We start from the raw sequence: 21238 nt of genomic DNA, 5'->3' as shown, positions 1-21238 counted from the left end.
CCGGTCAGGACGGGGCGTAGCGGGCGAGGACCGTCCGCACCGCCTCGTCCACCGAGTGCGCCATCGCCTTCGCGGTCGGCGCCCAGTTCACCAGCAGCATGCGCGGCCAGAAGGCGAAGTTCGAGATCATGCCGAGGAACTGGGTGGCGGCGAGGACCGGGTCGGGCACGGTGAGGGTGCCCACCCCGGACTCGGCGGCCAGGTAGTCGCGCACGGCGTCGAAGAACGGCTGCTTGCCCAACCGGAACTGGGTCTGGCCGAGCTCGGGGAACCGCGGCGCCTCCGCGATGACGATCCGGAAGAGCGCGACCATGCCCGGCCGGGTCAGCAGCGCCACGTACCGGTTGCCCAGGGCGGTCAGCCCGGCTCCCGGGTCGCCGGGCGGTGGTGTGAGCGCGCCGTCGTCGCTCCGCCAGTAGTCGGTGACGATCGCGTCGAAGAGCTCGGCCTTGGTCGGGAACTGCTTGAACAGCGTCGCCTTCGACACCCCGGCCGCGTCGGCGATGCGCGCCAGGGACGTCTTGTCGTAGCCGGACTCCAGGAACAGCGCGGTGGCGGCGTCGACGATCGCCGCCCGCTTCTGCTCGGCCATCCGCTGGTGGTAGGTCGACACCACTCCATTGTGCCACGAGGTGAGTCACTTGACTCACTACTGGGCCGCGCCCTACCGTTCCGAGGTGAGTCACTTGACTCACCATCAGCGGAGGTACCGATGCGTTTCCAGGGCAAGACCGTGTTCATCACCGGGGCGACCGGCGGGATGGGGCGCAGCCACGTGCTCGGCTACCACGCCGAGGGCGCGAACGTCGTGGTCGCCGCGCGCAACGGCGACGCGCTCGCGGCCGAACTGGGTGAGCGCGCCCTGTCCGTGCGCCTCGACGTCACCGACGAGCAGGCGTGGCAGGCGGCGGTGCGGGCGGCGGAGGAGCGGTTCGGGCCGGTCGACGTCCTGGTCGGCAACGCGGGGGTGCAGCACCCGGCGGCGTTGGTCGAGGACACCGACCGCGCGGTCTGGCAGCGCACGCTCGACGTCAACCTGACCGGCCAGTTCCTGGGTGTCAAGCACGTCGCGCCGTCCATCCGGCGCGCGGGCGGCGGGTCGATCGCCATCATCGCCTCGACGATGGCCAACGTCGGATCGCCCTATTACGCGCCGTACGCGGCCAGCAAGTGGGCGTTGCGCGGTCTCACCCGCACCGCCGCATTGGAACTGGGCCGCGACCGGATCAGGGTCAACTCGATCCACCCCGGTGTCGTGGCCACCCCGCTCATCACCGAGCCCGTCGCACCCGGTCAGCCCGCGATCGGCGACCTCTTCTCCCCCGCCGGCTACGCCGTGCCGCGGCTGGCCGAGCCCGCGGAGATCACCGCCGTGCTGCTGCACCTGACCTCGGACGAGGCGTCGTTCACGACCGGTGCGGAGTTCGTCGTCGACGGCGGGTTGCTGCTCGGGCCGGCACTGGCCGCCTGACGAGCTCCTGCACGACTCTGACCAGGTCTTTCATCGGCGGAGCAGCGCGAAACGCGCGGTATGCCTCATTCGCGTCGGGGTTTGCGGGTGGGGCCACCGGGTAGGACGAGCCTTTCGGCGATCGGAGGGCACACGGTGGAACCCAGCTCCCTGCTGTACACCGGAGCGGGGCTCGCGACACTGGCCGCCGCGCTGCTGCCGCGGTTGCTCGCCCGCGCACCGGTCTCGATGCCGATGCTGTTCCTCGGGGCGGGTGCGCTCACGTTCTCCGTCGTGGACACGTTGCCGAACCCCGATCCCGACGAGCACGCCACGGTGCTGCTGCACCTCACCGAGATCTGCGTGATCATCTCGTTGATGGGCGCGGGGCTCGCGCTCAACCGGGCGGTGAGCCTGCGCGGGTGGGCGACGACCTGGCGGCTGCTCGCGATCACGATGCCGTTGTCGATGCTCGCCGTCGGGCTGCTCGGCTGGGGTGCGCTCGGGCTGGGTGTCGCGTCGTCGGTGCTGCTGGCGGCCGCGCTGGCGCCGACCGACCCGGTGCTGGCCAGCGAGGTGCAGGTCGCGGAACCGGCCGAGAACCCGGAGGACGACACCGGCGAGGACGAGGCGCGGTTCGCGCTCACCTCGGAGGCGGGGCTCAACGACGGTCTGGCGTTCCCGTTCACCTACGCCGCCGTCGCGATCAGCATCGCGGGTGCCGCGCCCTCGGCGTGGCTGGGGCACTGGCTCGCCGTGGACGTGCTGTGGCGGCTCGCGTGCGGCTTGGCCGTCGGCGTCGCCGTGGGCTGGTTGCTGGGCAAGCTGTTCTTCTCGGTGCCGTCGGAGAAGCTGCGCCTCGCCGAGCACGCGGAGGGGTTCGTGGCGCTCGCCGCCACGTTCCTCGCCTACGGCGTCACCGAGCTGGCCGAGGGTTACGGGTTCGTCGCGGTCTTCGTGTGCGCCTGCACGATCAGGGCCGCGGAACGCCACCACGGCTACCACCAGGTGCTGCACCGCTACGTCGAGCAGGCCGAGCGGATGCTGACGGTCGTGATCGTCTTCCTGCTCGGCGGTGCCGCGGTCAGCGGGCTGCTCGCGGGCCTCGACTGGCGCGAGATCGCGGTCGCCGCGGTGACCCTGGTGCTGGTCAGGCCGCTGGCGGGGTGGATCGGCCTGCTCGGCGGCAAGACGGGTTCGCGCGAGCGGACCGTCATCGCGTTCTTCGGCGTGCGCGGTGTCGGCTCGCTGTTCTACATCACCTACGCCTTGCAGGAGGGGAACTTCACCGGGCACGACACGATCTGGCGAATCGCCGGGCTGGTGGTCATCGGTTCCGTTCTCGTGCACGGGCTGTCGGCGTCGCCGGTGATGTGGCTGCTGGACCGCAGGCGGCAGCAGAAGGGCGGCGCGGCAGCGGCCACGACCCCGGTCTGAGCCCGCGCCGACCGTCCACGGCAGGCATTCCCGGTGCTCCCACATTGTGATCAGGAACTTTCGCCGTGCGAAAAACCTGAAACGAGGACTACAGTCCAAGGAAGCGGTTGAGCCTGCAGCTGCGTCCTTCCTCCAGCAGGAGGTCGCTCCACGGCGAGGAGGCTCTGCCATGGCGAACACTTTCCATTGCCCGCTGCACGTGCAAAGAGAGGTCAACGGGCTCGCGATCGTCGTACGCGCCGACGGGGACCTGGACCAGGACACAGTCGAGACACTGCACAACGAGCTCCAGATCGCCCTCGCGATGGCGACGGCACCGTTCCCGGTCGTGGTCGACCTGAGCCGGGTCACGTTCTTCGGCTCGGCCGGCATCAACGAGCTCGTGGTCCAGCACCGCGCCGCGCGGACCGCGGGCGTTCCCCTGCGGGTCGCCGCCGCTCACCGGATCGTGCTGCGACCCATCACGGCATCCGGAGTGGATCAGCTGCTGGCGCTGTACCCGGACGTGGAGCAAGCCCTTTCCGCTGGCCGGAGCGCCAGGTCGGCCGGGTGACCCGGTCGGCGGCACGCCCGGCCTGCGGTCCGGAGTGGACGGTGCAGCCACCCGCGGGCCGCTCGGCCGCCGCGCTGAACGCGAGCCGGTGCTCGCCGATCCAGATGGAGTCGCCGTCCCGCAGAACGGCCTCGTGCACAGGGCTGCGGTTGACGTAGGTGCCGTTGAGCGAGCCCAGGTCTTCGAGGACGACCACGCCGTCCTCCCACCGCACCTGCGCGTGCCGCCGTGAGACGGTCATGTCGTCGAGGACGATGTCGCAGTGGGGTCCGCGTCCGATGAGCAGGCCCCGCTCGGTCAGCGGGACGGTGACCGGGTGCTGCCCGGTGGTCGTCAACGCTGCGGTCGTCAGCACCGGTGTGCTCGCCTGCACGAGTTCGCCGATCATGCCGGAACCCGCCGTTCCCTTCGCTCTTCGCTGAGCCGGCACTCCCCGTGCCCGAGTGCCGAGTGTAGTGGGGCTCCGGTAGCACGTGAGCACGCCCCTCGGCCATCGGGGACTGATCGGCGGCAGGGCGCTGGGCCGTCTGATGGATCTTCCCGAACCGGGGTTTGAACGGGGGACGCCACCGGGCACTGGAGAGCACCTGTGTGCGGATCGATCCCGGAGCGGTGAAGAACATGATGGCGTCGTACTGGGAGACCGCTCGAACGGGGTTCACCGCGTTCGTGGGCGTCGGCCTGCTGGTGCTCGCTCCCCTGGTTTTGTTGCACTACCTGCGTTTCGGGCGCGTGGAGCCGCGCCGTGCGTTCGTGCTCTACGGCCTGCTGGCCTACGGTCTCGTCGCTCTGGCGCTGATCTTCCTGCCGTTCCCCGCGAACCGCGTGGAGGTCTGCCAGGGCGAGCAGATGCTCTCGCTGGTGCCGTTCCAGTGGGTCACCGACATGAACAACAACCTGTCGGCCAACGGGCGGTCCGGCATCGTCGCGATGGTGACGTCGCAGGCGTTCATGCAGCAGATGTTCAACGTCGCGCTGTTCGTGCCGCTGGGCGTGGTGCTGCGCAAGGCGTACCGCAGGGGCCCGCTGGCCGTGATCGCGATCGGCATGGGCATCTCGCTGGCCGTCGAGGTCGTGCAGTACACGGGCAACTTCGGCTACTACCCCTGCCCGTACCGCATCTCCGACGTGGACGACCTGATCTCGAACACGGCCGGTGCGCTGGTGGGCTGGATGCTCGCCCCCGTCGCACTGGTGGTGCCGACGGTGCCCGGTTCGGAGGACTCCGCGGCCCCCACCGGAACGGTGACCGTCCCGCGCCGGCTGCTGGCCCTCGTCGTCGACCTGCTCCCGGTGCTGCTGCTCGCGAAGCTCGTGCTCCCGGACCCGCGCTGGGCGGTGCTGGCCCTGGTGGTCCTGCGCGTCGTGCTGCCGGCGGCGACCGGCGGTGCCACCCCCGGCAGCTGGCTGCTGCGCTACCGCACCCGCCGCGAGGACGGCACCCGCGCGAACCCGCTGCAGATCGCCATCCGCGAACTGCTCGGCGTGACCGGTCTCGTGACCTACGCGACCGTGGTGTCGCCGTGGCTCGGTGCCGGCCGGTTCGACCTGGTCGTGGTGGCGCTGGTGGTCGTCGGGACGTTCGTGTTCCCGGTGTTCCGCCGCGACCAGCGCGGCTGGCACGAGCACGCGGCGCGCACGCGGGGCGTGCGGGATTTGGACCGCGTGGAGGTCCCGGTGGAACGGGAGCGTGAGGATGCGCCTGCGGCCGGGTGAGGTGGAGGCGGCCGGCTGGCGGGTCGTGCCGCTCGGTGAGGTGGTCCGGCGGTTGGTCGGGGACGGCGGGTCGGCGGTGGAGGTCGGTGTGCGACCGACCGCTGACGGCCCCTCCGGCGCTCACCAGCCCGGCCTCGTCCCGCGGCCCGTGATCGTCGGCATCGACGGCCGCGGTGGCGCCGGGAAGTCCGCCCTGGCCGAGCGGCTGCACCACGCCGTGCCGCGGTCGTGGGTGGTGCACACCGACGACATCGCCTGGAACCAGGCGTACTTCGACTGGGCCGGACTGTTGACCGAGAACGTCCTGCGGCCCCTGCACCGCGGCGAGGCGGTGGAGTTCCGCCCACCGGCCTGGGTCGCGCACGACCGGCCGGGCGCGGTCGTGGTCCCCGCCGGGGCCGACGTGGTGTGGGTGGAGGGCACGGGCGTCGTCCGGGCGGAGCTCGGGCCGTGGCTCGACGCCTCGGTCTGGGTGCAGGGCGACCTCGACGAGCAGGAACGCCGCCTCGTGGCGCGCGACGGCGACTCGCCCGAGCAGCAGCGGCACGTTGCCGCGTGGCTGGCCGAGGAAGTGCCGTTCCTGGAGCGCGAACAGCCCTGGCTCAGGGCCGCGGTCGTCGTGAACGGGACCCCGGAGCTGCCGCACGACCCCGCGACCGAGATCGTGGTCGCCGCCTGACCTCGTCCTGATCAGGGCGTCCAGTCGGGCGAGCGGCCCAGCAGGGCGAGGACGCGGCGCATCGGGTCGGTGTCCCGGGTGACCAGCGCGGGCGCGAAGGCCGCACCGGGCTGGAGCCGGCCCTCCCCGTCCGGCACGGCGAGCGCGATCCGCAGCGCGGGTTCGGCCAGTTCCGGTGCGAGCCGGTGGCCGAGCCCGAGCGAGCGCGCCACGTCCCAGCCGTGCACGACGTAGTCGATCAGGTGGAACCCGATCGCCTGCACGGCCGGAAACCTCGTCACCGGGGCGAACTCCGGCAGCTCGAACTCCTCCACCGGGTCGGCGAAGGCGGCGAGGAGGTCGCGTGCGGCGGCGGCGTGGTCGGACGGGCTCGCGAGGCGGGCCTCCCACGCCGTGCGGTCCCCTCCCCCGCCTCGCGCGGCGGAGGCGAACCCGCGGTGTTGCGCGGTCATGTGGGCGAGCAGGTCGGCGACCGTCCACCCGGCACACGGCGTCGGCCGCTCCAGGTCGTCGTCCCGGACCTGGTCGACGGTTCGGACGCTGTCCAGCACGGCGGTCCGGTGGAGTTCGAGCAAATCAGTAAGCACACGCATACGATATGCAGACGCTTATCATATGCGCAAGGCTATGATGTCGATCATGACCGGTCGGCGGGACCTCGCGGCGATGATCGCCCCGCTGCAACGCGCGCTGATCGCCGCCGAGCAGCCGGTGCTGAGCGCGCACGGGCTGAGCATGTGGGGCTACGTCGTGCTCGACGCCCTCGACGGCCAAGCGGTGCGCACGCAGGCCGCGCTGGCGGAGTTCATCGGCGCGGACAAGAGCCGCATCATCGCCGTGCTGGACGACCTGGAGGCGGCAGGCCTGCTGGAACGCACTCGCGACCCGGCAGACCGGCGCGCACGCTTCGTCGCGATCACCGACGAGGGGCGCCGCAAGCACCACGCCGTGCAGGCGGACATCCAGCGCAACGAGGACCGCGTGCTCGCCCAGCTCCCACCCGCCGACCGCGAGGCGTTCCTCCGAGCACTGGCCGTGCTGTCCGCACAGGTCAGCGGCTGAGCCGCGCCCGCAGGATTCCCTCGACCGCCTCGACGAACGTCTCCCCGACCGGCCCGGGATCGGTGAGGCACCCCGCCGCCATCGCACCGTCGCGCAGCATGACGAGGTGCCGCGCGTCGAGCTCGACCGGCGAGTCGCCGACCCGGGACAGCAGCTCCGCGACGGTGTCGTGGAACCACTGGCGGTGGTTCAGCACCGCGACGTGCACGGGGTGCGCGGGGTCGGGGTACTCGGCCGCGGCGTTGAGGAACGCACACCCGCGGAACCCCTCGGAGCGGATGTGCGCGGCAATCCCCCGCGCCACCGCCCGCACCGCCTCAACGTCGTCGGCCGCAGCGGCCACACCGGCTTCGAGCTGCTGCCGCGTCGCCCGGTCCGCCTCACCGAGGTAGGCGACCAGCAGGTCGTCCTTGCCGGCGAAGTGCCGGTACATCGTCGCGCGGGTCACCTTCGCCTCGGCCAGCACGCGGTCCACGCCGACCGAGTGCAGCCCCTCGGCGTAGAACAGCCGGCCGGCGGTCCCGAGCAGGCGGGTGCGGGCATCAGACACGCGGGTCATGCTCCCGACGCTAACAGAGAGAACGTTCGTTCTTGACAACCGCGTGCCGGTCCTGCCAGTCTTCGAAAAGTAGAAAGAACGTTCTCCCTACCTCAAGGACGATCCCGTGAGCACCAGCACCGCGTCACCGGCCACCCTCGCCCCCGCACTCCGCACGCTGTACTTCGCCCGCTTCGGCTTCGCGCTGGTGTGGGCGGTGCTGCTGATGCTCACCGCCACGACGATCGGACCGGTCAGCGGCACGCTGCTGGTCCTCTACCCGCTGTTCGACGTGGCGGCGGTCGTGGTGGACAGCCGCACGTCCCGCACCGGACGCGCGTCGTGGGGCCTGTACGCGAACATCGCCGTCAGCACGATCGCCGCGGCCGGGCTGGTTGTCGCGGTGACCTCCGGCATCCCGGCGGTGCTGACGGTGTGGGGCGCGTGGGCCGTCGTGTCCGGCGTGGCTCAACTCGTCGTCGCCGTGGTGCGCCGCGGTCTCGGCGGACAGTGGCCGATGATCCTCAGCGGTGCGATCTCCACGCTCGCCGGTACGTCGTTCATCGTCCAGGCCGGCAGCGACGGGGCGACGTTGACCACCCTCGCGGGGTACGCGGGGATCGGCGGGATCTTCTACCTGGTGTCGGCGCTGCGGCTGGGCAAGGCGCGCGGCTGACCGGGAGCGGGTGCCCGCCTCGGACCGGGGCGGGCACCCGGCCGGCTCCGGGCGCCGCTCGTCCGTCCACCGCGCTTCCGGTTCCCGCCCGTCTACCCGGCAGCTGGATTTTGACCGGCACTGAAGTCATCGCGAGCTTCGCGACCTTCGTCGGCCAGGCGGGCGCCGTACGATGCGGTGGGCGGGCGTCAGGACCGCGCCTGTGGAGGCTGTGCAAGATGAGTGATCGGGAGCTCGGGCTCTCCGCGCTGGTGGACGACCTGCCGGTGGTCGTGTGGCAGGGCGACGCGAGTGGCCGCGCGGTCACCTTCTTGTCCGGCAACGTCGAACGACTGCTCGGGTACCCGGCGCGGCGGTGGCGCGAGGACCCCGGGTTCTGGGGACAGATCACGCACCCCGACGACCGCGAGGAGAGCGAACGGCGGCGCTGGGGTGCGGAGACCGACTACGAGACGGTCTACCGGGTGCGCACGGCCGCGGGCGAGTTCGTGTGGGTCATGGAGCAGGCGCGGGTGCGCGGGCCGGTGCGCAGCGGGGTGCTCGTCGACGTCACGGCGCGGCAGGCCGAGGCGGAGCGGCAGCGGTTCCTCGACGACCTCGACCGCGAGTTGCAGCGGCTTGACGACGCCGAGGAGCTCATGGCGTTGGCGACCAGGATGCTCGGCGAGCACATGAGTGTCGATCGGTGTGCCTACGCGCGCGCAGAGGCTGACGAGAACCACTTCGTCATGAGTGGTGACCACGCCACAGGGTTGCCACCGTTGCCTGGGCGGTTCGCCATGCGTGGGTTCGGCGCCGGTGCGTTAGCGGCCATGCGCGCGGGTGAGCCGTGGGTCGTGCACGACGCGTTCAACGACACACGGATCGAGAGCGACGACCTTGCCGCTTACCGTGTCACGGGCATACGTGCGGTGATCTGCCTGCCGTTGTTGCGCGGTGGACGGTTCGTGGCGGCGATGGCGGTGCACCAGGCCCATGTGCGGCATTGGACGCGCGACGAGATCGACCTCGTGTCGGTCGTGGTGAACCGGTGCTGGGAGTCGATGCAGCGCGTGCACGCCGACCGGGCGTTGCGGGACAGCGAACGGCGGCACCGCAAGCTCGTGGAGCGGGCCACGGACGCGATCTGGTTGCTGGACCAGGAGATGCGGTTCGTGTCGGCCAACCCCGCGACCGGGCACCTGCTCGGCCACCGGCCGGAGGACCTGCTCGGCACGCCGATCACGGACCTGCTCGTCGACGGCCTGCCCGCCGACCTGTCCGGGTCCGAGGTCGTCACCCTGCGGCACGCCGACGGCACCGAGATCGTGCTGGAGCTGAGCGTCCAGGCCACCCCGACCGGGCTGCAGGCGATCGGCAGGGACGTCACCGAACGCCGTCGCGCGGAGGCCGAGCGCGAGCTGCTGCTGCACCGCGAGCACGAGATCGCGGCGGCGTTGCAGGAGAGCCTGCTGCCGCGGCAGCTGCCGGCGCTGCCCCGGCTCGCCACGGCCGCGCGGTACCTGCCGGCCGCGCAGCACTCGCAGATCGGCGGCGACTGGTACGAGGTCGTGCCGCTCGGCGAGTCGCGCGTCGGGCTCACCGTCGGCGACGTCGTGGGCAAGGGACCGGCCGCCGCCGCGGTCATGGGACAGCTGCGCAGCGCGCTGACCGGGTTCCTGCTCGACGGGCACTCCCCCGCGGAGTCGTTGCGGCGCCTGGACGTCTTCGCGGCGCGCGTCAACGGTGCGGCGGGCAGCACGTGCGTGTGCATCGTCTTCGACTGGCAGGCGGGCGAGCTCTGCTGGGCCTCGGCGGGCCACCCGCCGCCCGTGGTGGTCGACCGCTCCGGCGCCCGGCCTCTGACGGACGGGGTCGGTGCGGTGCTGGGCGCCGGGACCAGCCCCGTCCCGCAGCACTCGGCTCCGCTGCCACCGGGCGCCTCGGTCGTGCTGTACACCGACGGGCTGGTCGAACGCCGTGACGAGGTGCTCGACGAGGGCGTCCACCGGCTCGTCTCGGCCACCGAGACGGCGGCGGACCTCGCACCGGACGCGCTGGTCCAGCTGATCATCGACGCACTGCTCGCCAAGGGCCAGGACGACGACGTGGCGCTCGTCGTCGCACGGCACCTGCCCGCACCGCTGCGGCTCACCGTGCCCGCGGTGCCGGCGGAGCTGGCCGGTCTGCGGCACACCGCCACGAGGTGGGCCGAGGTCGTCGGGCTGTCCGAGGACTCCGTCTACGACCTGGAGCTCGCGATCGGCGAGGCCGCGGCGAACGTCGTCGACCACGCCTACCCAGAGGGCGGCGGCACGTTCGAGACCCGGCTGGAGTCCACCGGCCGCGGCGTGCGGGTGACGGTGACCGACCGGGGCCGCTGGCGCCCGCAGCCGGCCGACCGCGGCCACCGGGGCCGCGGCCTCGACATGATCCGCAAGCTCAGCGACACCGTCGACCTCTCCGCCGGAGAGGAGGGCACGACCATCCGCTTCCACGTGCCGCTCGTGCCGCTGGAGTCCACACCGGACGTGAAGCCCGGCGCGAGACCGCACCACGCACCGCCCCCGGCCGTGACCGGGCTGACCGAGCACGCGGACGGCGACGTGCAGCGGATCGCGCTGACCGGTGACCTCGACATCGCCACGGTCGAGGACCTGCGCACCCCGCTGCTCGCGCGGGTCGGCGCCGCGGACGACCGGCCGGTCCAGGTCGACCTCACCGACCTCGACTACCTCAGCAGCTCGGGCATCGCGTTGTTGTTGCACGCCAAGGCATCCGCGGCCGCGCACGGGCGGGCGCTGACCCTGCTGGCGGCGGCCGGCAGCGCACCGGCCCGCATCCTGCACCTGTCCGGGCTGGAGCACGGCACCCGGCCCTGACCGGTCACTCCGGCGCGGCGCAGTCCACGAGCGCGAACACCGTCTTGCCGCCCTCGCGCGGGCGGTGACCCCACTGGCGGGAGATGCGGTCCACCACGACGATCCCGCGCCCGCGGTGCTCGCCCAGGCGGGAGCGTCCGTAGACCGGTTCGAACGGCGACTCGTCGTCCACCTCGACGGTGATCGAGCACGGGTCGGTCCGGTGCAGGATCCGCAGCCAGCCGGTGCCGGGGGTGTGGTCCAGGACGTTCGTGACGAGCTCGGTGACCACGAGCTGCACGTCGTAGAGGTGGTCCTCGTCGAGGACGTGCAGGGCGGCGGTGACCTCGCGCCGCAGCGCGGACAGCGCGAGACCGGGCGCGACGGGGAGGTCCACCACGAGTGCGGTCACGGGCACCGCCGCAGCAGCACCAGGGCGATGTCGTCCTGCTTGCCCTCGCCCAGCTCGGCCAGCAGCCGGTCGGCGAGCTCGTCCATGTCGGCGGTGTGCGACACGGCGGTGCGCAGCCGTTCCATGCCCTCGTCCAGGTCGACGCCGCGGCGTTCGACGAGGCCGTCGGTGGTCAGCAGCACGAGGGTGGCGCGCGGCAGCGGCAGCTCGGTGGCCTCCGGCCGCTCCAGCCCGACGCCCAGCAACGGGCCCCTGACGTCGGCGTACCGGGCGCCCTGGTCGTCGACCAGCAGCGGCGGCACGTGGCCAGCGTTCGCGACGGCCATGGTCCCCTCCTCGAGGTCCACCAGCAGCAGGCACATGGTCGTGAGACCGCCGGAGGGGTGGAAGCGTTCCAGCAGGGTGTCGACCCGACGCAGGATCTCGGCCGGCCGGTGCCCCTCCACGGCGTAGGCGCGCAGCGTGTGCCGCACCTCGGCCATCACCGTCGCGGCCTGGATCGAGTGCCCGCACACGTCGCCGATGGCGATCAGCATCCGGCCGTCGATCTCGACCACGTCGTAGAAGTCACCGCCGATCTCGGCGTTGCTCGACGCGGGCAGGTACCTGGCCGTCATCGGCAGCTCGGGGTGCTGCGGCAGCACCCGCGGCAACAGGCTGCGCTGCAACGTGAGCGCGAGCGAGTGCTCCTCGGCGAAGGTGTGCAGCCCCTCCGCGGCCAGCGCGGTGGCCTGTGCCAGCTGCCGCAGCAGGTTGCGGTCGGCGTCGTCCACGACGGACTCCGGCGGCACCGCGATGCAGATCGGCGGCCGGCGCGGCTTGGTGCGGGCCAGCGCCGCCGTCACCGGGGCACCTGGCCGCCACGGCACGTCGCGGGCCTCGGCCAGCGTCACGCCGACGCCGGTGCCCAGTGCCGACGTCCACCGCTCGACGTCGGCGATGTCGGGCCGCGGCAGGACCTCCGGCTGGCTGGACCGTGCCGTGGCCACGGAGACCTCGCCGGAGGGGGCGGTCAGGACCGCGCTCGCCTCGGCGTCGAGCACCTCGGCCGCCCCGACCGCCGCGGCCTCGGCCAGCGCGTCGAACGTCGGCGCCGCGTTGATCGCGAACGTGGCGGTGGTCAGCCGGGTGAGCCGGGCTGCGAGGTGCTCGGCCAGTGCGCGGGCCCGGTGGTAGCGCAGGGCGGCCTCGACGTTGGCGAGCAGCTCGCCGGGGTCGAGCGGTTCGGTCAGGTAGGCGTCCGCGCCGCGGGTCAGGCCGGTGACCTTGTCCTCGGGCTCGATGTAGGTCGCCGAGAGCATCACGACCGGGATCGAGCTCGTCCGGGGGTCGGCCTTGATCCGCTCGGTGACGTCGTAGCCGCTCATGTCCGGCAGGTGCACGTCGAGCAGGACCAGGTCGAACAACCCGTCGTCCAGCTCGGTCAGCGCCTGCGCCGCCGTGGCCGCCTCGACGACGGTGTGCCCGCTGCGGCGCAGCCAGCTGCACGCGATGAACCGGCTGGCCTCCAGGTCGTCGACCACGAGGACCCTGGCCGGCCCACCGCCCATGGCCGTCGGGTTCATCGGTCCTCCGTTCTGCGCGCCGTGAGCTGGGCGTCCCTGACCGCCCTGCCCACCGTTTCCGGGGAGATCCGCTCCTCGTGCAGCATCACCGCACCGAGGCCGTGCACGCTGCGGGCGAGACCGCCGGGGTCGTCGCCGCACACGATCACGACCGGCACGCACCGGAGGTCGGGGTCCAGCCGCAGCACCGACAGCACCGCGCTGCCGCTCATCAGCGGCGCGCTGGCGTTCACGAGCACCAGGTCGGGCTGCCGGGCCTTGGCGAGGTTCAGCGCGGACCGGCCGTCCGAGGCCTCGACCACCTCGGCCGCGATGCCCGCCAGCGCGTCCCGCAGCTGCCGGCGGGCCTTCTCGTCGCCGTCCGCGACCAGCGCGCACGCCACCGGGGCCGGCTGGACGAGCTCGTCCTTCGCGGTCGGCAAGGTCAGCACGACCTCGGTGCCGACACCGGGCGTGCTGGTCAGCGCCAGCGTGCCGCCGAGCAGCTCCGCGAGCTTGCGGGCGTAGGACAGGCCGAGGCCGGTGCCGCTCACGCCCGCCTGCAGCGCGTTCGGCACCTGGTAGAACTCCTCGAACACCCGGTCCTGCTCTTCGAGCGGGATGCCGATGCCGGTGTCGGCGACCACGAACCGGACCTCGTCGGGACCGGGTCCCGGCTCGGCGGTGAAGCGGATCTCGCCGCGCGGGGTGAACTTCACCGCGTTCGACAGCACGTTGCGCAGGATCCGCACGAGCATCGTCTCGTCGGTCACCAGCGACGGCAGCTCCGGCATCGGTTCGACCACCAGGCTCACGTCGCCGGAGCGCAGCAACGGCCGCACCGCCGAACGCAGCTGGGTGAGCACGTAGTCGAGCGCGACCGGCGCCGGCCGCGGCTGCAGGCTGCCCGACTCGGCCTTCGCGGTGTCGAGCAGCTCGTTGACCAGCGCGAGCAGGGTGGCGGCCGACTCGTTGATCAGGTCCACGTGGTGGCGCTGGTCGTCGGTCATCGGGTCGCCGCCGGGTGCGTTGAGCAGGCGGGTCAGGCCGACCACGGAGTTGATCGGCGCGCGCAGCTCGTGGCTGATGTTCGACCAGAACCGGATGCGGGCGGCAGCCGCGTCGCGCAGCTCGGCGGACTTGGCGTCGAGCTCGGCGTAGAGGGCCACCACGCCCTGGTTGGTCTGCTCCAGCTCGTCGGAGAGCTCCTGGTAGAGCGCCACGACGCCGCGGTTGGTCTCCTCCAGCTCGGCGTTGACCCGTTCCAGCTCCTTGCTCTTGGCCTCCAGGTGCTCCAGCGTCTCCAGCAGCTCCTGGTTCTGCGCGCGCAGCTCGTCCAGCGCGCTGGCACCGGCGGTCTCGCGCAGGTCCCGCAGCAGGCGCTCGTCGAGCACGACCGCGTGCTGCACGTTCTTCGCGAGCGTCACGCCGGTGGGGCTCACCCGCAGCTCGTCCATCAGCCTGCGCGCGGTGTCCCAGCCCGGTCCCGCGTCGCTGACATCCGCACCGCCGGCCTGCCAGGTCAGCTCGACCAGCAGCACCGGTGCCGGGTCGCGGCGCAGCCGGAAGACCGCGGTCGCGGCCACGTCCTGCCGCACCAGCTCCCGGCCGACGTCGCTGAGCGCGGTGGCCAGCCGGACCTGGTTCTGCCCGTCGAGCCCGGCGGCGGCCGCGACCTGGCGGCCGCGCTGACGCAGCAGGAACACGTCCCGCTCGTCGCCGACCACGAGGCGCAGCAGTTCGGTCGTGGTCATGCCGGTCTGGCCACGAGCACGCAGGCGTCGTCCTTGCGCACGCCGGCCTCGCGCAGCAGGGTCGCGGCGATCAGCACCGGCGGGTCGGTGGTGAGGTCGCTGCCGTGGCCGGGGCCCCAGCGCTCGGTCAGGCCGTCGGAGTGCAGCACCACCACCGCCCCTTCCGGCAGCGGGTAGTCGAACGCCCTGATCGTGCGGGCGTGGTGGCCGGCGACACCGGGCACCGAGATCATGCCCTGCTTGCGGTCGGGCGTGAGGACCGCGGCGGCGATGTTGCCCAGCCCGGAGAACCGCACGGTCCGCGCGACGAGGTCGACGTCGGCGACCGCCACCGCGCCACCGCGGGTGCCCCGCAACGCGGCGTGCAGCCGGGTGACCACCTGTTCGGGCGGCATGTGCGGGAGGTCGCGGAAGAGCCGCACGGCGGCGTCGGAGGCCGCTGCCGCCAGCGGGCCGTGTCCGGACCCGTCGCACATCAGCAGCGTCAGCCGACCGGCGCGCCGGCACACCGCGTAGGCGTCACCGCAGACGTCCTCGCCGCCGATCGGCCTCGTCAGGCCGGCCGCGCTCTCCGCGCCCCACTCGGGTGCCCAGTCGGCGGAAGGGGCGAACCGGGCGACCAGTGCGGTGCCCAGGCCGACGCGGGAGGTCATGGCGCAGGTGGTCGCGAGCCTCGCCACGGCGCCCAGCCCGACGCCGAGGGTGCCGGTCGTGGACTGGCCGTCCTGCCAGGCGAGCGCGATGTCGCTGATGCCCGGTCCGCGGTCCACGGCGACGACCTCGACGGCCGCGTCCCGTTCGCCGCGCACCGACCGGATCACGACGACGCCCTGCCGGGCGTGCTTGTGCAGGTTCGACCCGATCTCGGTGACCGCGAGCCCGATCTCGGCGATGCGGGTCGCCCCGAAGCCGAGCCGTTCGGCCAGCGCGGTCGCGGTGCGGCGCGCCCTGCCGACCTGGGCGGTCTCCTCGACCGGCAGCCAGGCCTCGTCCCGCACGTGCGGGAGGCAGTCCGCCGCGGTCATCTCTTCCACTTGACCACCGTCACGACCGTGCCCCTGCCGACCTCGGTGTCGAGGTCGAACTGGTCCACCAGGCGGCGGGCGCCGCTCAGGCCGAGTCCGAGGCCGCTGCCGCTGCTCCAGCCGTCGGCCAGTGCGAGCGTGAGGTCCGGGATACCCGGGCCCTCGTCGTGGAACGACGCGCGCACGCCGAGCCGGCGCCCGTCGTCGACCTCCTCGACCCTGGCGAAGCCACCGCCGCCGTAGATCAGCGTGTTGCGGGCCAGCTCGCTGGCCGCGGTGACGAGCTTCGTCTGGTCGACCAGCGAGAGCTTGGTCTGCTGCGCGTACGCGCGCACCAGCTGGCGCACGCGGACGACGTCGTCGTCACCGCTGATGGCGACCTCTTCCGGCCCGCCGGACCGGGGCGGCATCAGTCGTCCCGCTCGAAGTCGGAGTGCGCGACCACACCCCGGCGCTGCCGGCCGAGCTGTCCCAGGATCTTCATGCCGCGTTCGAGGTCGAGCGCGGTGCGCACGCCGCCGAGCGTGAGCCCCAGCTCCACGAGCGTGATCGCCACGGCCGGGCGCATGCCGACCACGACGGTGTCGGCGTCGAACAGCCGGGAGATGGACGCGATCGTGGCGAACATCCGGCCGATGAACGAGTCGACGATCTCGACGGCGGAGATGTCGATGACGACGCCGTGGGCGCCGGTCGAGCTGATCTTCTCGGCCAGGTCCTCCTGCAGCGCGAGCACGCTCTGGTCCTGCAGGTCGATCTGGATGGAGACCAGCAGGACGCCGCCGATCTTCAGGATCGGGACGCGCTCCATCAGCCGACCTCGCGGCGCACGACGTCGACGCCCTCACGACGCAGGGCGTGCCGCAGGGCGTCGGCGAGCGAGGCCTTGGTGACGATGTCGCCGAACTCGATGCCCAGAGCGACGATCGTCTGCGCGATCTGCGGGCGGATGCCGGACACGATGCACTCCGCACCCATCAGCCGGGCCGCGACCACGGTCTTGAGCAGGTGCTGCGCGACCTGCGTGTCGACGGCGAACACGCCGGTGATGTCGATGATCGCGTGCTCGGAGCCGGTCTCGACCAGCATCTCCAGCAGCTTCTCCATCACCACCTGGGTGCGCGCGGAGTCCAGCGTGCCCACCAGCGGCACGGCGAGGACGCCCTCCCAGATCTTGACGACCGGCGTGGTCAGCTCCAGCAACTGCTCCGACTGCTCGCGGATGATCTCCTCGCGCGCCCGCGCGTACGACTCGAACGTCAGCAGGCCGAGCGCGTCCAGCAGGCCGGAGAACGCCATGACCTGGCGGTGGATCTCCGGGTCCTCGTCGTTCTCCACCAGGGAGAACACCTCGCGCTTGAGGGAGAACACGCTCGACGCGGTCTCCGACGGCGTGAAGCCCGCGCGCACCCTGGACCGCGAGTACTCCTCCAGCTGAGCCTTGATCTCGCCGAACTCCGGCCCGCTCACGTTCCTGCCGTCGTTGCCGACCAGGGGCAGCAGTGCCGCGAAGAACTCGCGGAAGTCGGTCTCCAGCTCCGCCCGCGTCGACCGCCCGCGCAGCAGGGCCGCCACGGCGCCCACCCACTTGTCGATCAAGGGGTCGGCGTTGGTCCGCAGCAGCTCCGTCAAGCGCGGGGCGTGTCCTGCGTCTGCAGTCACTCATGCCTCCTCAGGCGGTGGTACAACCCTGCAGACAGTAGTCGTGGGCGCGGTCGGACCTTCAGGTGGTCGCTGCGTTTAGGGTGCTCCCGCCCGAGGTAAGACACCCCTGCACAACTTGGACAGAGAGGCACCCCTTGACGACCGGCGGCGACCCTCCTCATACCCCGCACGTCCTGGAGCTGAACGGTGATGTGGCCGACATCCCCGGGGTCCGGCGGTGGGCGGAGTCCGCGCTGCCCGGACTGCACGAGGACGACCTGCTCGACGTGCAGCTGGTCGTGACCGAGCTCGTCTCCAACGTGTACGACCACGGCCGGTTCCCGGCGCGCCTGCGGCTGCACCGCCGCGGCGGTGACGACGGCGTGGAGGTCGTGGTGGAGGACGCCTCGACGACGCCGCCCCAGCTCAGGCCGTCCTCACCCGACTCGGTACGGGGCCGCGGGCTCGTGCTCGTGGACCAGCTGTCCGCGAAGTGGGGTGTGCTGTCGCGGAACGCCGGCAAGACCGTGTGGGCGGTCGTGCCGTGCCCGGAGACCTGCTGAACCCCGCTGGAAGATCGTCGGGAGAACGCTCAGACGCGGCGTTGCCGGGGCAGCGTCCCCAGACCGGACAGGGCCTCCGCCAGGTTCGGGTGCACCGTCAGCAGCACGTTGACACCGGACAGCTCCAGCGGGCGCAGCACGGTCTTGCTCGCCGCGACGACCCGGAACGGCACCTTCGCCCGCTGGGCCTCCCGCCGGACGGCGACGACCATGTTGATGCCCGCGGAGCCGAAGAAGCTCACCCCGCCGAGGTCCAGGACCAGACCGGTGGGCGCACCGCGCACGGCCTCGACGGCCTGGTTGAGGGCGGGGTCGTCGGTCATCCGGTCGATCTCGCCGGACACGACGACGACGGCTATCCCGTGGTGGTGGACTGTGCGGGCGGTCTGCACGACCGCACCGCCGGCTTGCTGGCTCATGGCCCGCGCTCCCATCGGCAAACCGTGCGAAGCGCCGACTGCAGCAGCCCAACCCGGAGAACCTGTAGATGACCTCACAATGAGTGAATCGGTTTTCAGGTACTCCAGTCCACGCTATGCCTCTCCGGACCGGGACACAACCTCACCCCGTGATCACCGCCCGATGCGCAGCGTGACATCCGTGAGCGGTGCGCTGGTACAGGCCAGGACCCGGCCGGTGGCCTTCTGCTCCGCGGTCAGGCAACCGGTTTCCTGCCGGGACACCTCGCCGCCGACCAGCTGCGCCACGCACTCGCCGCAGCTGCCGACCGTGCAGGAGTACGGCAGGGGCAGGCCGGCCGCGAGCCCGGCGTCGAGCAGCGTCTGGCCCGGTTCGGCGACCGCGGTGCCGAGCCCCTCGACGACCACCCGTTGCGGCGTCGCCGATCCCGGTGTCCTGACCGGTCCGCTGGTGTAGCGCTCCTGGTGGACGTGCTCAGGCGGCACGTCGAGCGCCTGGCGCACCACGTCCATGAACGCCTCCGGGCCGCACAGGTAGTACCGCGCGTCCGGCGACGGCGCGAGACTCCCGACCCACCGCCGGACACCGGGGCCGTCGAGACGTCCGGCGCGGGCGGTCACCACGTGCGTGACGGCGAGCCGGCCGGGGTGGCGCTCCCCCAGTTCGGCGAGCTCGGCGGCGAAGATCGCCTCCTCCTCGCTGCGGTCGCAGTGCAGCAGGGCGATCCGGGGTCCGGCCGGCTCGGCGAGCAGCGCGCGGACCATGCTCATCACCGGTGTGATGCCGCTCCCGGCCGTGATCGCCACGACCTCGTGCCCCTGGACGAGCCGGAAGGAACCGGACGGGCCGCGCACGGCCACCCGGTCGCCGACGGCGAGGCGCTCGTGGACGTGCGCCGAGAACCGGCCGCCCGCCACCCGCTTGACGGTGAGCTCCAACCGGGTGGTGCCGGGCGCGGAGGACGCCGAGTAGGGCCGGCGCACCTGCTCGCCGTCGAGGTCGGCGACGAGCGTGAAGAACTGGCCCGGCCGGAAGTCGAACGGCGCGCCGTCGGCCAGCACGACCGTGACCGCACCGGGGGTCTCCGCGCGCACCTCGACGACCCCGACCTCGCGCAGCGGGTCCGGTGTGGGCGCGGCGGTACCGGCAGGGGCGATCGCGTAGCCCTCCTTGCGCAGGCCGGAGCGGTAGGCGAGGTCCAGCACCGGTCGCAGCCACCTGGCCGGTACCAGGCCCGCCACCCTCAGCAGTGCCCGGCGCGGCCGGCCCGCGGTGTTGGCGGTGAGGTGCCCGCTCGCCAGCGCGATCAGGTCGGGGGTGTCGTCGGCCGGCGCCGAGGTCCAGAGGCGGGCGCGGGTCACGGCGTCGCTCGTGCTCAGCTCCGCGGCCTCGACGTGGACGAGCAGCGCCGCGTGCGGCGGAACTCCCTTCAACGCCAGCGGTTCCAGCACGGCCGGGTCGACGGTGATCACAGCGCGGCCGCGCCCGTGCAGGACGCCGGTGCGGCCGGGGACGAGTGCGGCGAACGAGAGGCGGTCGTCCTCCAGCAGGTTGTGCAGGGTGTCCGCGCGCCGGTTGCCCCTGCGGTCGGCGATCACGAGCGTGTGGCCGTCCAGTACACGTGCGACCGGTCCGGCCTCCCCGCGCGGGCTCGTGTCGGAGCCACCCTTCAAGTCCCATGTGGACAGTGCGAGGAACGGTGCCGCGGCGAGGAAGTCGGCCGCGCCGGGCGCGGCCAGCGGGCCCTCGCCGACCTGCGCGGCGGCGGGTCCGGCCGGTACCGGCGGCTGCCACAGGCCGGACCGCAGCACGGACTGGGCGCAGTGCACGTAGACCTGCTCGACGTCGAACACGACCTCGCCGGTGCCGGACGCGGTCCCGTTGACCCGCAGCGTCTCCCCCACGCCCGGCAGCAGGAACACCAGCGACGCCGGTCCGGCGGCGGTGCCGTCGAGGGCGAAGGTGAGCCGGGTCGGTGACAGGAGGCGCGCGAAACCCGGCCGGCCGCCGACGACAGCGGTCCGGCTCGTGCCGTCGGCGGCGCGGTGGCCGAAGCCCGCGATCGGACTGCGCGCGAGCACGGCCGCGCAGCCCTCGTCGAGCGCACCGACCTGCTTCAGCACGATCATCGACGCGGGCCGCCCGACGACGGCCTCCACCTCGGCCGCCGTCCGCAACCGATGGGCGTTCTCGATCACCACGGGCTCGTTTTCCCAGCTCATTACACTATTGTGAGGTTTTGCTCAGCTCTTGGGTACTCGCTTTTGGAAGGACCGCCGTGCCGTCACCGGACGATCGTCTCGCCCCACGTCGCCGACCGCGTCAGGTGCGCGCGGAGCTCACCCGCGACCGGATCCTGACGGCGGCTGCTCACGTTTTCGTCGAGCACGGGTACGCCGCGGGCACCACCAACCGCATCGCCGAGCACGCCCGCGTCTCGATCGGCTCGCTGTACCAGTACTTCCCGAACAAGGACGCGGTCCTGGCCGCCCTGCTGGTGCGGCACGTCGACCGCGGCCGGTGGGCGCAGGCCGAACAGCTCGACCTCGCCCCCGGCTCGCTGGCGCAGACGGTGCGGGCGCTGGTCCGCGACGCGATCGACAACCACGACGAGGACCCGCGGCTGCTGCGGATCATGATCCAGGAGGCGCAGCACTCCCGGGAGCTGACCGAGGCCGTGACCCGGCACGGCGAGCAGCGGGTCACCCAGGTCCGCGACCTGTTCGCCCGCCACCCCGACGTCGGCGTGGCCGACCTCGACACCGCGGCGGAGCTCATCGTGTTCACCGTCGAGGTGAACACGCACCGGCTCATGGCCTTTCCGCGGAACACCACCGTCGAGAAGTTCGAGAACGAGCTCGTCGGGATGGTGACGCGCTACCTGCGCGGCGACCGCTGAACCGCCGTCGGGTCACCGGTCGCGGC

General features: G+C 72.4%; 22 protein-coding genes and 1 pseudogene. 10 read left to right on the top strand and 13 right to left on the bottom strand.

Annotation, left to right across the window (positions count from 1 at the left end; all coding sequences use genetic code 11):
- Positions 1-4: 4 nt before the first annotated feature.
- Positions 5-613, bottom strand: a complete 609-nt coding sequence (locus ACZ7CF_RS06345) for a TetR/AcrR family transcriptional regulator (RefSeq protein WP_470369033.1) — start codon at positions 611-613, stop codon at positions 5-7.
- Positions 614-712: 99 nt separating this feature from the next.
- Between ACZ7CF_RS06345 and ACZ7CF_RS06340 the strand changes: the two genes are divergently transcribed.
- From ACZ7CF_RS06340 to ACZ7CF_RS06330, 3 genes are all read left to right on the top strand, one after another.
- Positions 713-1471, top strand: coding sequence for an SDR family NAD(P)-dependent oxidoreductase (locus ACZ7CF_RS06340; protein WP_360384288.1), 759 nt, complete (start codon positions 713-715; stop codon positions 1469-1471).
- 135 nt (positions 1472-1606) lie between these two features.
- A complete protein-coding gene (locus ACZ7CF_RS06335; protein ID WP_360384290.1) occupies positions 1607-2887 on the top strand; it encodes a cation:proton antiporter in 1281 nt (426 codons plus the stop codon).
- Between the two features lie 169 nt (positions 2888-3056).
- A complete protein-coding gene (locus ACZ7CF_RS06330) occupies positions 3057-3440 on the top strand; it encodes an STAS domain-containing protein (protein ID WP_470369032.1) in 384 nt (127 codons plus the stop codon).
- Between the two features lie 76 nt (positions 3441-3516).
- Here ACZ7CF_RS06330 and ACZ7CF_RS06325 read toward each other — a convergent pair.
- Positions 3517-3828, bottom strand: a pseudogene (locus ACZ7CF_RS06325) (FHA domain-containing protein); the annotation flags it as partial.
- Between the two features lie 203 nt (positions 3829-4031).
- Here ACZ7CF_RS06325 and ACZ7CF_RS06320 point away from each other — a divergent pair.
- Together ACZ7CF_RS06320 and ACZ7CF_RS06315 are read left to right on the top strand one after the other, a co-directional pair.
- Positions 4032-5156, top strand: a complete 1125-nt coding sequence (locus ACZ7CF_RS06320; protein WP_470369031.1) for a VanZ family protein — start codon at positions 4032-4034, stop codon at positions 5154-5156.
- Positions 5131-5835, top strand: a complete 705-nt coding sequence (locus tag ACZ7CF_RS06315) for a uridine kinase family protein (RefSeq protein WP_470369030.1) — start codon at positions 5131-5133, stop codon at positions 5833-5835. The genes ACZ7CF_RS06320 and ACZ7CF_RS06315 overlap by 26 nt, the downstream gene beginning before the upstream one ends.
- 11 nt (positions 5836-5846) lie before the next feature.
- Here the strand turns inward: ACZ7CF_RS06315 and ACZ7CF_RS06310 are convergent, their stop codons facing one another.
- Entirely contained in the window at positions 5847-6422 is a 576-nt protein-coding gene (locus ACZ7CF_RS06310) for a TIGR03086 family metal-binding protein (protein ID WP_470369029.1), read from the bottom strand.
- Positions 6423-6474: 52 nt separating this feature from the next.
- On the opposite strand from ACZ7CF_RS06310, the gene ACZ7CF_RS06305 reads away from it, so the two are divergent.
- The gene (locus tag ACZ7CF_RS06305; protein ID WP_458432589.1) at positions 6475-6897 is read left to right on the top strand and encodes a MarR family winged helix-turn-helix transcriptional regulator; all 423 of its coding nucleotides are present in this window, start codon (positions 6475-6477) and stop codon (positions 6895-6897) included.
- Here ACZ7CF_RS06305 and ACZ7CF_RS06300 read toward each other — a convergent pair.
- A complete protein-coding gene (locus tag ACZ7CF_RS06300) occupies positions 6887-7447 on the bottom strand; it encodes a TetR/AcrR family transcriptional regulator (protein ID WP_360384970.1) in 561 nt (186 codons plus the stop codon). The genes ACZ7CF_RS06305 and ACZ7CF_RS06300 overlap by 11 nt on opposite strands.
- Before the next feature lie 115 nt (positions 7448-7562).
- On the opposite strand from ACZ7CF_RS06300, the gene ACZ7CF_RS06295 reads away from it, so the two are divergent.
- Both ACZ7CF_RS06295 and ACZ7CF_RS06290 read left to right on the top strand, forming a co-directional pair.
- Positions 7563-8111 carry a hypothetical protein gene (locus ACZ7CF_RS06295; protein ID WP_470369028.1) on the top strand — a complete coding sequence of 183 codons (549 nt, stop codon included), beginning with the start codon at positions 7563-7565 and terminating at the stop codon, positions 8109-8111.
- Between the two features lie 218 nt (positions 8112-8329).
- Positions 8330-10972 (top strand): SpoIIE family protein phosphatase, encoded by a 2643-nt coding sequence (locus tag ACZ7CF_RS06290; protein ID WP_470369027.1) that lies wholly within the window; start codon positions 8330-8332, stop codon positions 10970-10972.
- Positions 10973-10976: 4 nt separating this feature from the next.
- On the opposite strand, the gene ACZ7CF_RS06285 is transcribed toward ACZ7CF_RS06290, so the two are convergent.
- The 7 genes from ACZ7CF_RS06285 to ACZ7CF_RS06255 are packed head-to-tail and all read right to left on the bottom strand — an operon-like array spanning position 10977 to position 17348.
- Positions 10977-11363 (bottom strand): ATP-binding protein, encoded by a 387-nt coding sequence (locus ACZ7CF_RS06285; RefSeq protein WP_470369026.1) that lies wholly within the window; start codon positions 11361-11363, stop codon positions 10977-10979.
- The gene (locus ACZ7CF_RS06280; protein ID WP_360384309.1) at positions 11360-12928 is read right to left on the bottom strand and encodes a fused response regulator/phosphatase; all 1569 of its coding nucleotides are present in this window, start codon (positions 12926-12928) and stop codon (positions 11360-11362) included. The genes ACZ7CF_RS06285 and ACZ7CF_RS06280 overlap by 4 nt, the downstream gene beginning before the upstream one ends.
- Positions 12925-14661, bottom strand: a complete 1737-nt coding sequence (locus ACZ7CF_RS06275) for an ATP-binding protein (protein ID WP_470369025.1) — start codon at positions 14659-14661, stop codon at positions 12925-12927. The genes ACZ7CF_RS06280 and ACZ7CF_RS06275 overlap by 4 nt, the downstream gene beginning before the upstream one ends.
- On the bottom strand, positions 14658-15686 hold the full coding sequence (locus tag ACZ7CF_RS06270; protein WP_458434414.1) for a SpoIIE family protein phosphatase: 1029 nt from the start codon (positions 15684-15686) through the stop codon (positions 14658-14660). The genes ACZ7CF_RS06275 and ACZ7CF_RS06270 overlap by 4 nt, the downstream gene beginning before the upstream one ends.
- Entirely contained in the window at positions 15683-16096 is a 414-nt protein-coding gene (locus ACZ7CF_RS06265) for an ATP-binding protein (protein ID WP_360384313.1), read from the bottom strand. Before ACZ7CF_RS06265 ends, ACZ7CF_RS06270 begins: the two co-directional genes overlap by 4 nt.
- Positions 16096-16497 carry an STAS domain-containing protein gene (locus ACZ7CF_RS06260; protein ID WP_360384315.1) on the bottom strand — a complete coding sequence of 134 codons (402 nt, stop codon included), beginning with the start codon at positions 16495-16497 and terminating at the stop codon, positions 16096-16098. Before ACZ7CF_RS06260 ends, ACZ7CF_RS06265 begins: the two co-directional genes overlap by 1 nt.
- A complete protein-coding gene (locus ACZ7CF_RS06255; RefSeq protein WP_360384317.1) occupies positions 16497-17348 on the bottom strand; it encodes an STAS domain-containing protein in 852 nt (283 codons plus the stop codon). The genes ACZ7CF_RS06260 and ACZ7CF_RS06255 overlap by 1 nt, the downstream gene beginning before the upstream one ends.
- Before the next feature lie 137 nt (positions 17349-17485).
- On the opposite strand from ACZ7CF_RS06255, the gene ACZ7CF_RS06250 reads away from it, so the two are divergent.
- Positions 17486-17893 (top strand): ATP-binding protein, encoded by a 408-nt coding sequence (locus ACZ7CF_RS06250; RefSeq protein WP_360384319.1) that lies wholly within the window; start codon positions 17486-17488, stop codon positions 17891-17893.
- Positions 17894-17922: 29 nt separating this feature from the next.
- Here the strand turns inward: ACZ7CF_RS06250 and ACZ7CF_RS06245 are convergent, their stop codons facing one another.
- Positions 17923-18312, bottom strand: a complete 390-nt coding sequence (locus ACZ7CF_RS06245) for an STAS domain-containing protein (RefSeq protein ID WP_360384321.1) — start codon at positions 18310-18312, stop codon at positions 17923-17925.
- A 153-nt stretch (positions 18313-18465) separates the two neighbouring features.
- Positions 18466-20535 carry an FAD-binding oxidoreductase gene (locus tag ACZ7CF_RS06240; RefSeq protein WP_470369024.1) on the bottom strand — a complete coding sequence of 690 codons (2070 nt, stop codon included), beginning with the start codon at positions 20533-20535 and terminating at the stop codon, positions 18466-18468.
- Between the two features lie 104 nt (positions 20536-20639).
- On the opposite strand from ACZ7CF_RS06240, the gene ACZ7CF_RS06235 reads away from it, so the two are divergent.
- Positions 20640-21212 (top strand): TetR/AcrR family transcriptional regulator, encoded by a 573-nt coding sequence (locus tag ACZ7CF_RS06235; protein WP_470369023.1) that lies wholly within the window; start codon positions 20640-20642, stop codon positions 21210-21212.
- Positions 21213-21238: the final 26 nt, after the last annotated feature.

This window comes from Lentzea sp. NPDC036955 (assembly GCF_055608005.1).
The sequence above is the reverse complement of the archived record's forward strand: the minus strand, read 5'-3'. Positions and strand labels throughout refer to the sequence as shown.

What these genes read in the sequence shown, in the direction of transcription:
- ACZ7CF_RS06240 (WP_470369024.1), bottom strand. Translation starts at nt 20,535, where the DNA reads ATGAGCTGGGAAAACGAGCCCGTGGTGATCGAGAACGCCCATCGGTTG.
- ACZ7CF_RS06245 (WP_360384321.1), bottom strand. Translation starts at nt 18,312, where the DNA reads ATGAGCCAGCAAGCCGGCGGTGCGGTCGTGCAGACCGCCCGCACAGTC.
- ACZ7CF_RS06280 (WP_360384309.1), bottom strand. Translation starts at nt 12,928, where the DNA reads ATGAACCCGACGGCCATGGGCGGTGGGCCGGCCAGGGTCCTCGTGGTC.
- ACZ7CF_RS06275 (WP_470369025.1), bottom strand. Translation starts at nt 14,661, where the DNA reads ATGACCACGACCGAACTGCTGCGCCTCGTGGTCGGCGACGAGCGGGAC.
- ACZ7CF_RS06330 (WP_470369032.1), top strand. Translation starts at nt 3,057, where the DNA reads ATGGCGAACACTTTCCATTGCCCGCTGCACGTGCAAAGAGAGGTCAAC.
- ACZ7CF_RS06265 (WP_360384313.1), bottom strand. Translation starts at nt 16,096, where the DNA reads ATGCCGCCCCGGTCCGGCGGGCCGGAAGAGGTCGCCATCAGCGGTGAC.
- ACZ7CF_RS06290 (WP_470369027.1), top strand. Translation starts at nt 8,330, where the DNA reads ATGAGTGATCGGGAGCTCGGGCTCTCCGCGCTGGTGGACGACCTGCCG.
- ACZ7CF_RS06270 (WP_458434414.1), bottom strand. Translation starts at nt 15,686, where the DNA reads ATGACCGCGGCGGACTGCCTCCCGCACGTGCGGGACGAGGCCTGGCTG.
- ACZ7CF_RS06305 (WP_458432589.1), top strand. Translation starts at nt 6,475, where the DNA reads ATGACCGGTCGGCGGGACCTCGCGGCGATGATCGCCCCGCTGCAACGC.
- ACZ7CF_RS06340 (WP_360384288.1), top strand. Translation starts at nt 713, where the DNA reads ATGCGTTTCCAGGGCAAGACCGTGTTCATCACCGGGGCGACCGGCGGG.
- ACZ7CF_RS06260 (WP_360384315.1), bottom strand. Translation starts at nt 16,497, where the DNA reads ATGGAGCGCGTCCCGATCCTGAAGATCGGCGGCGTCCTGCTGGTCTCC.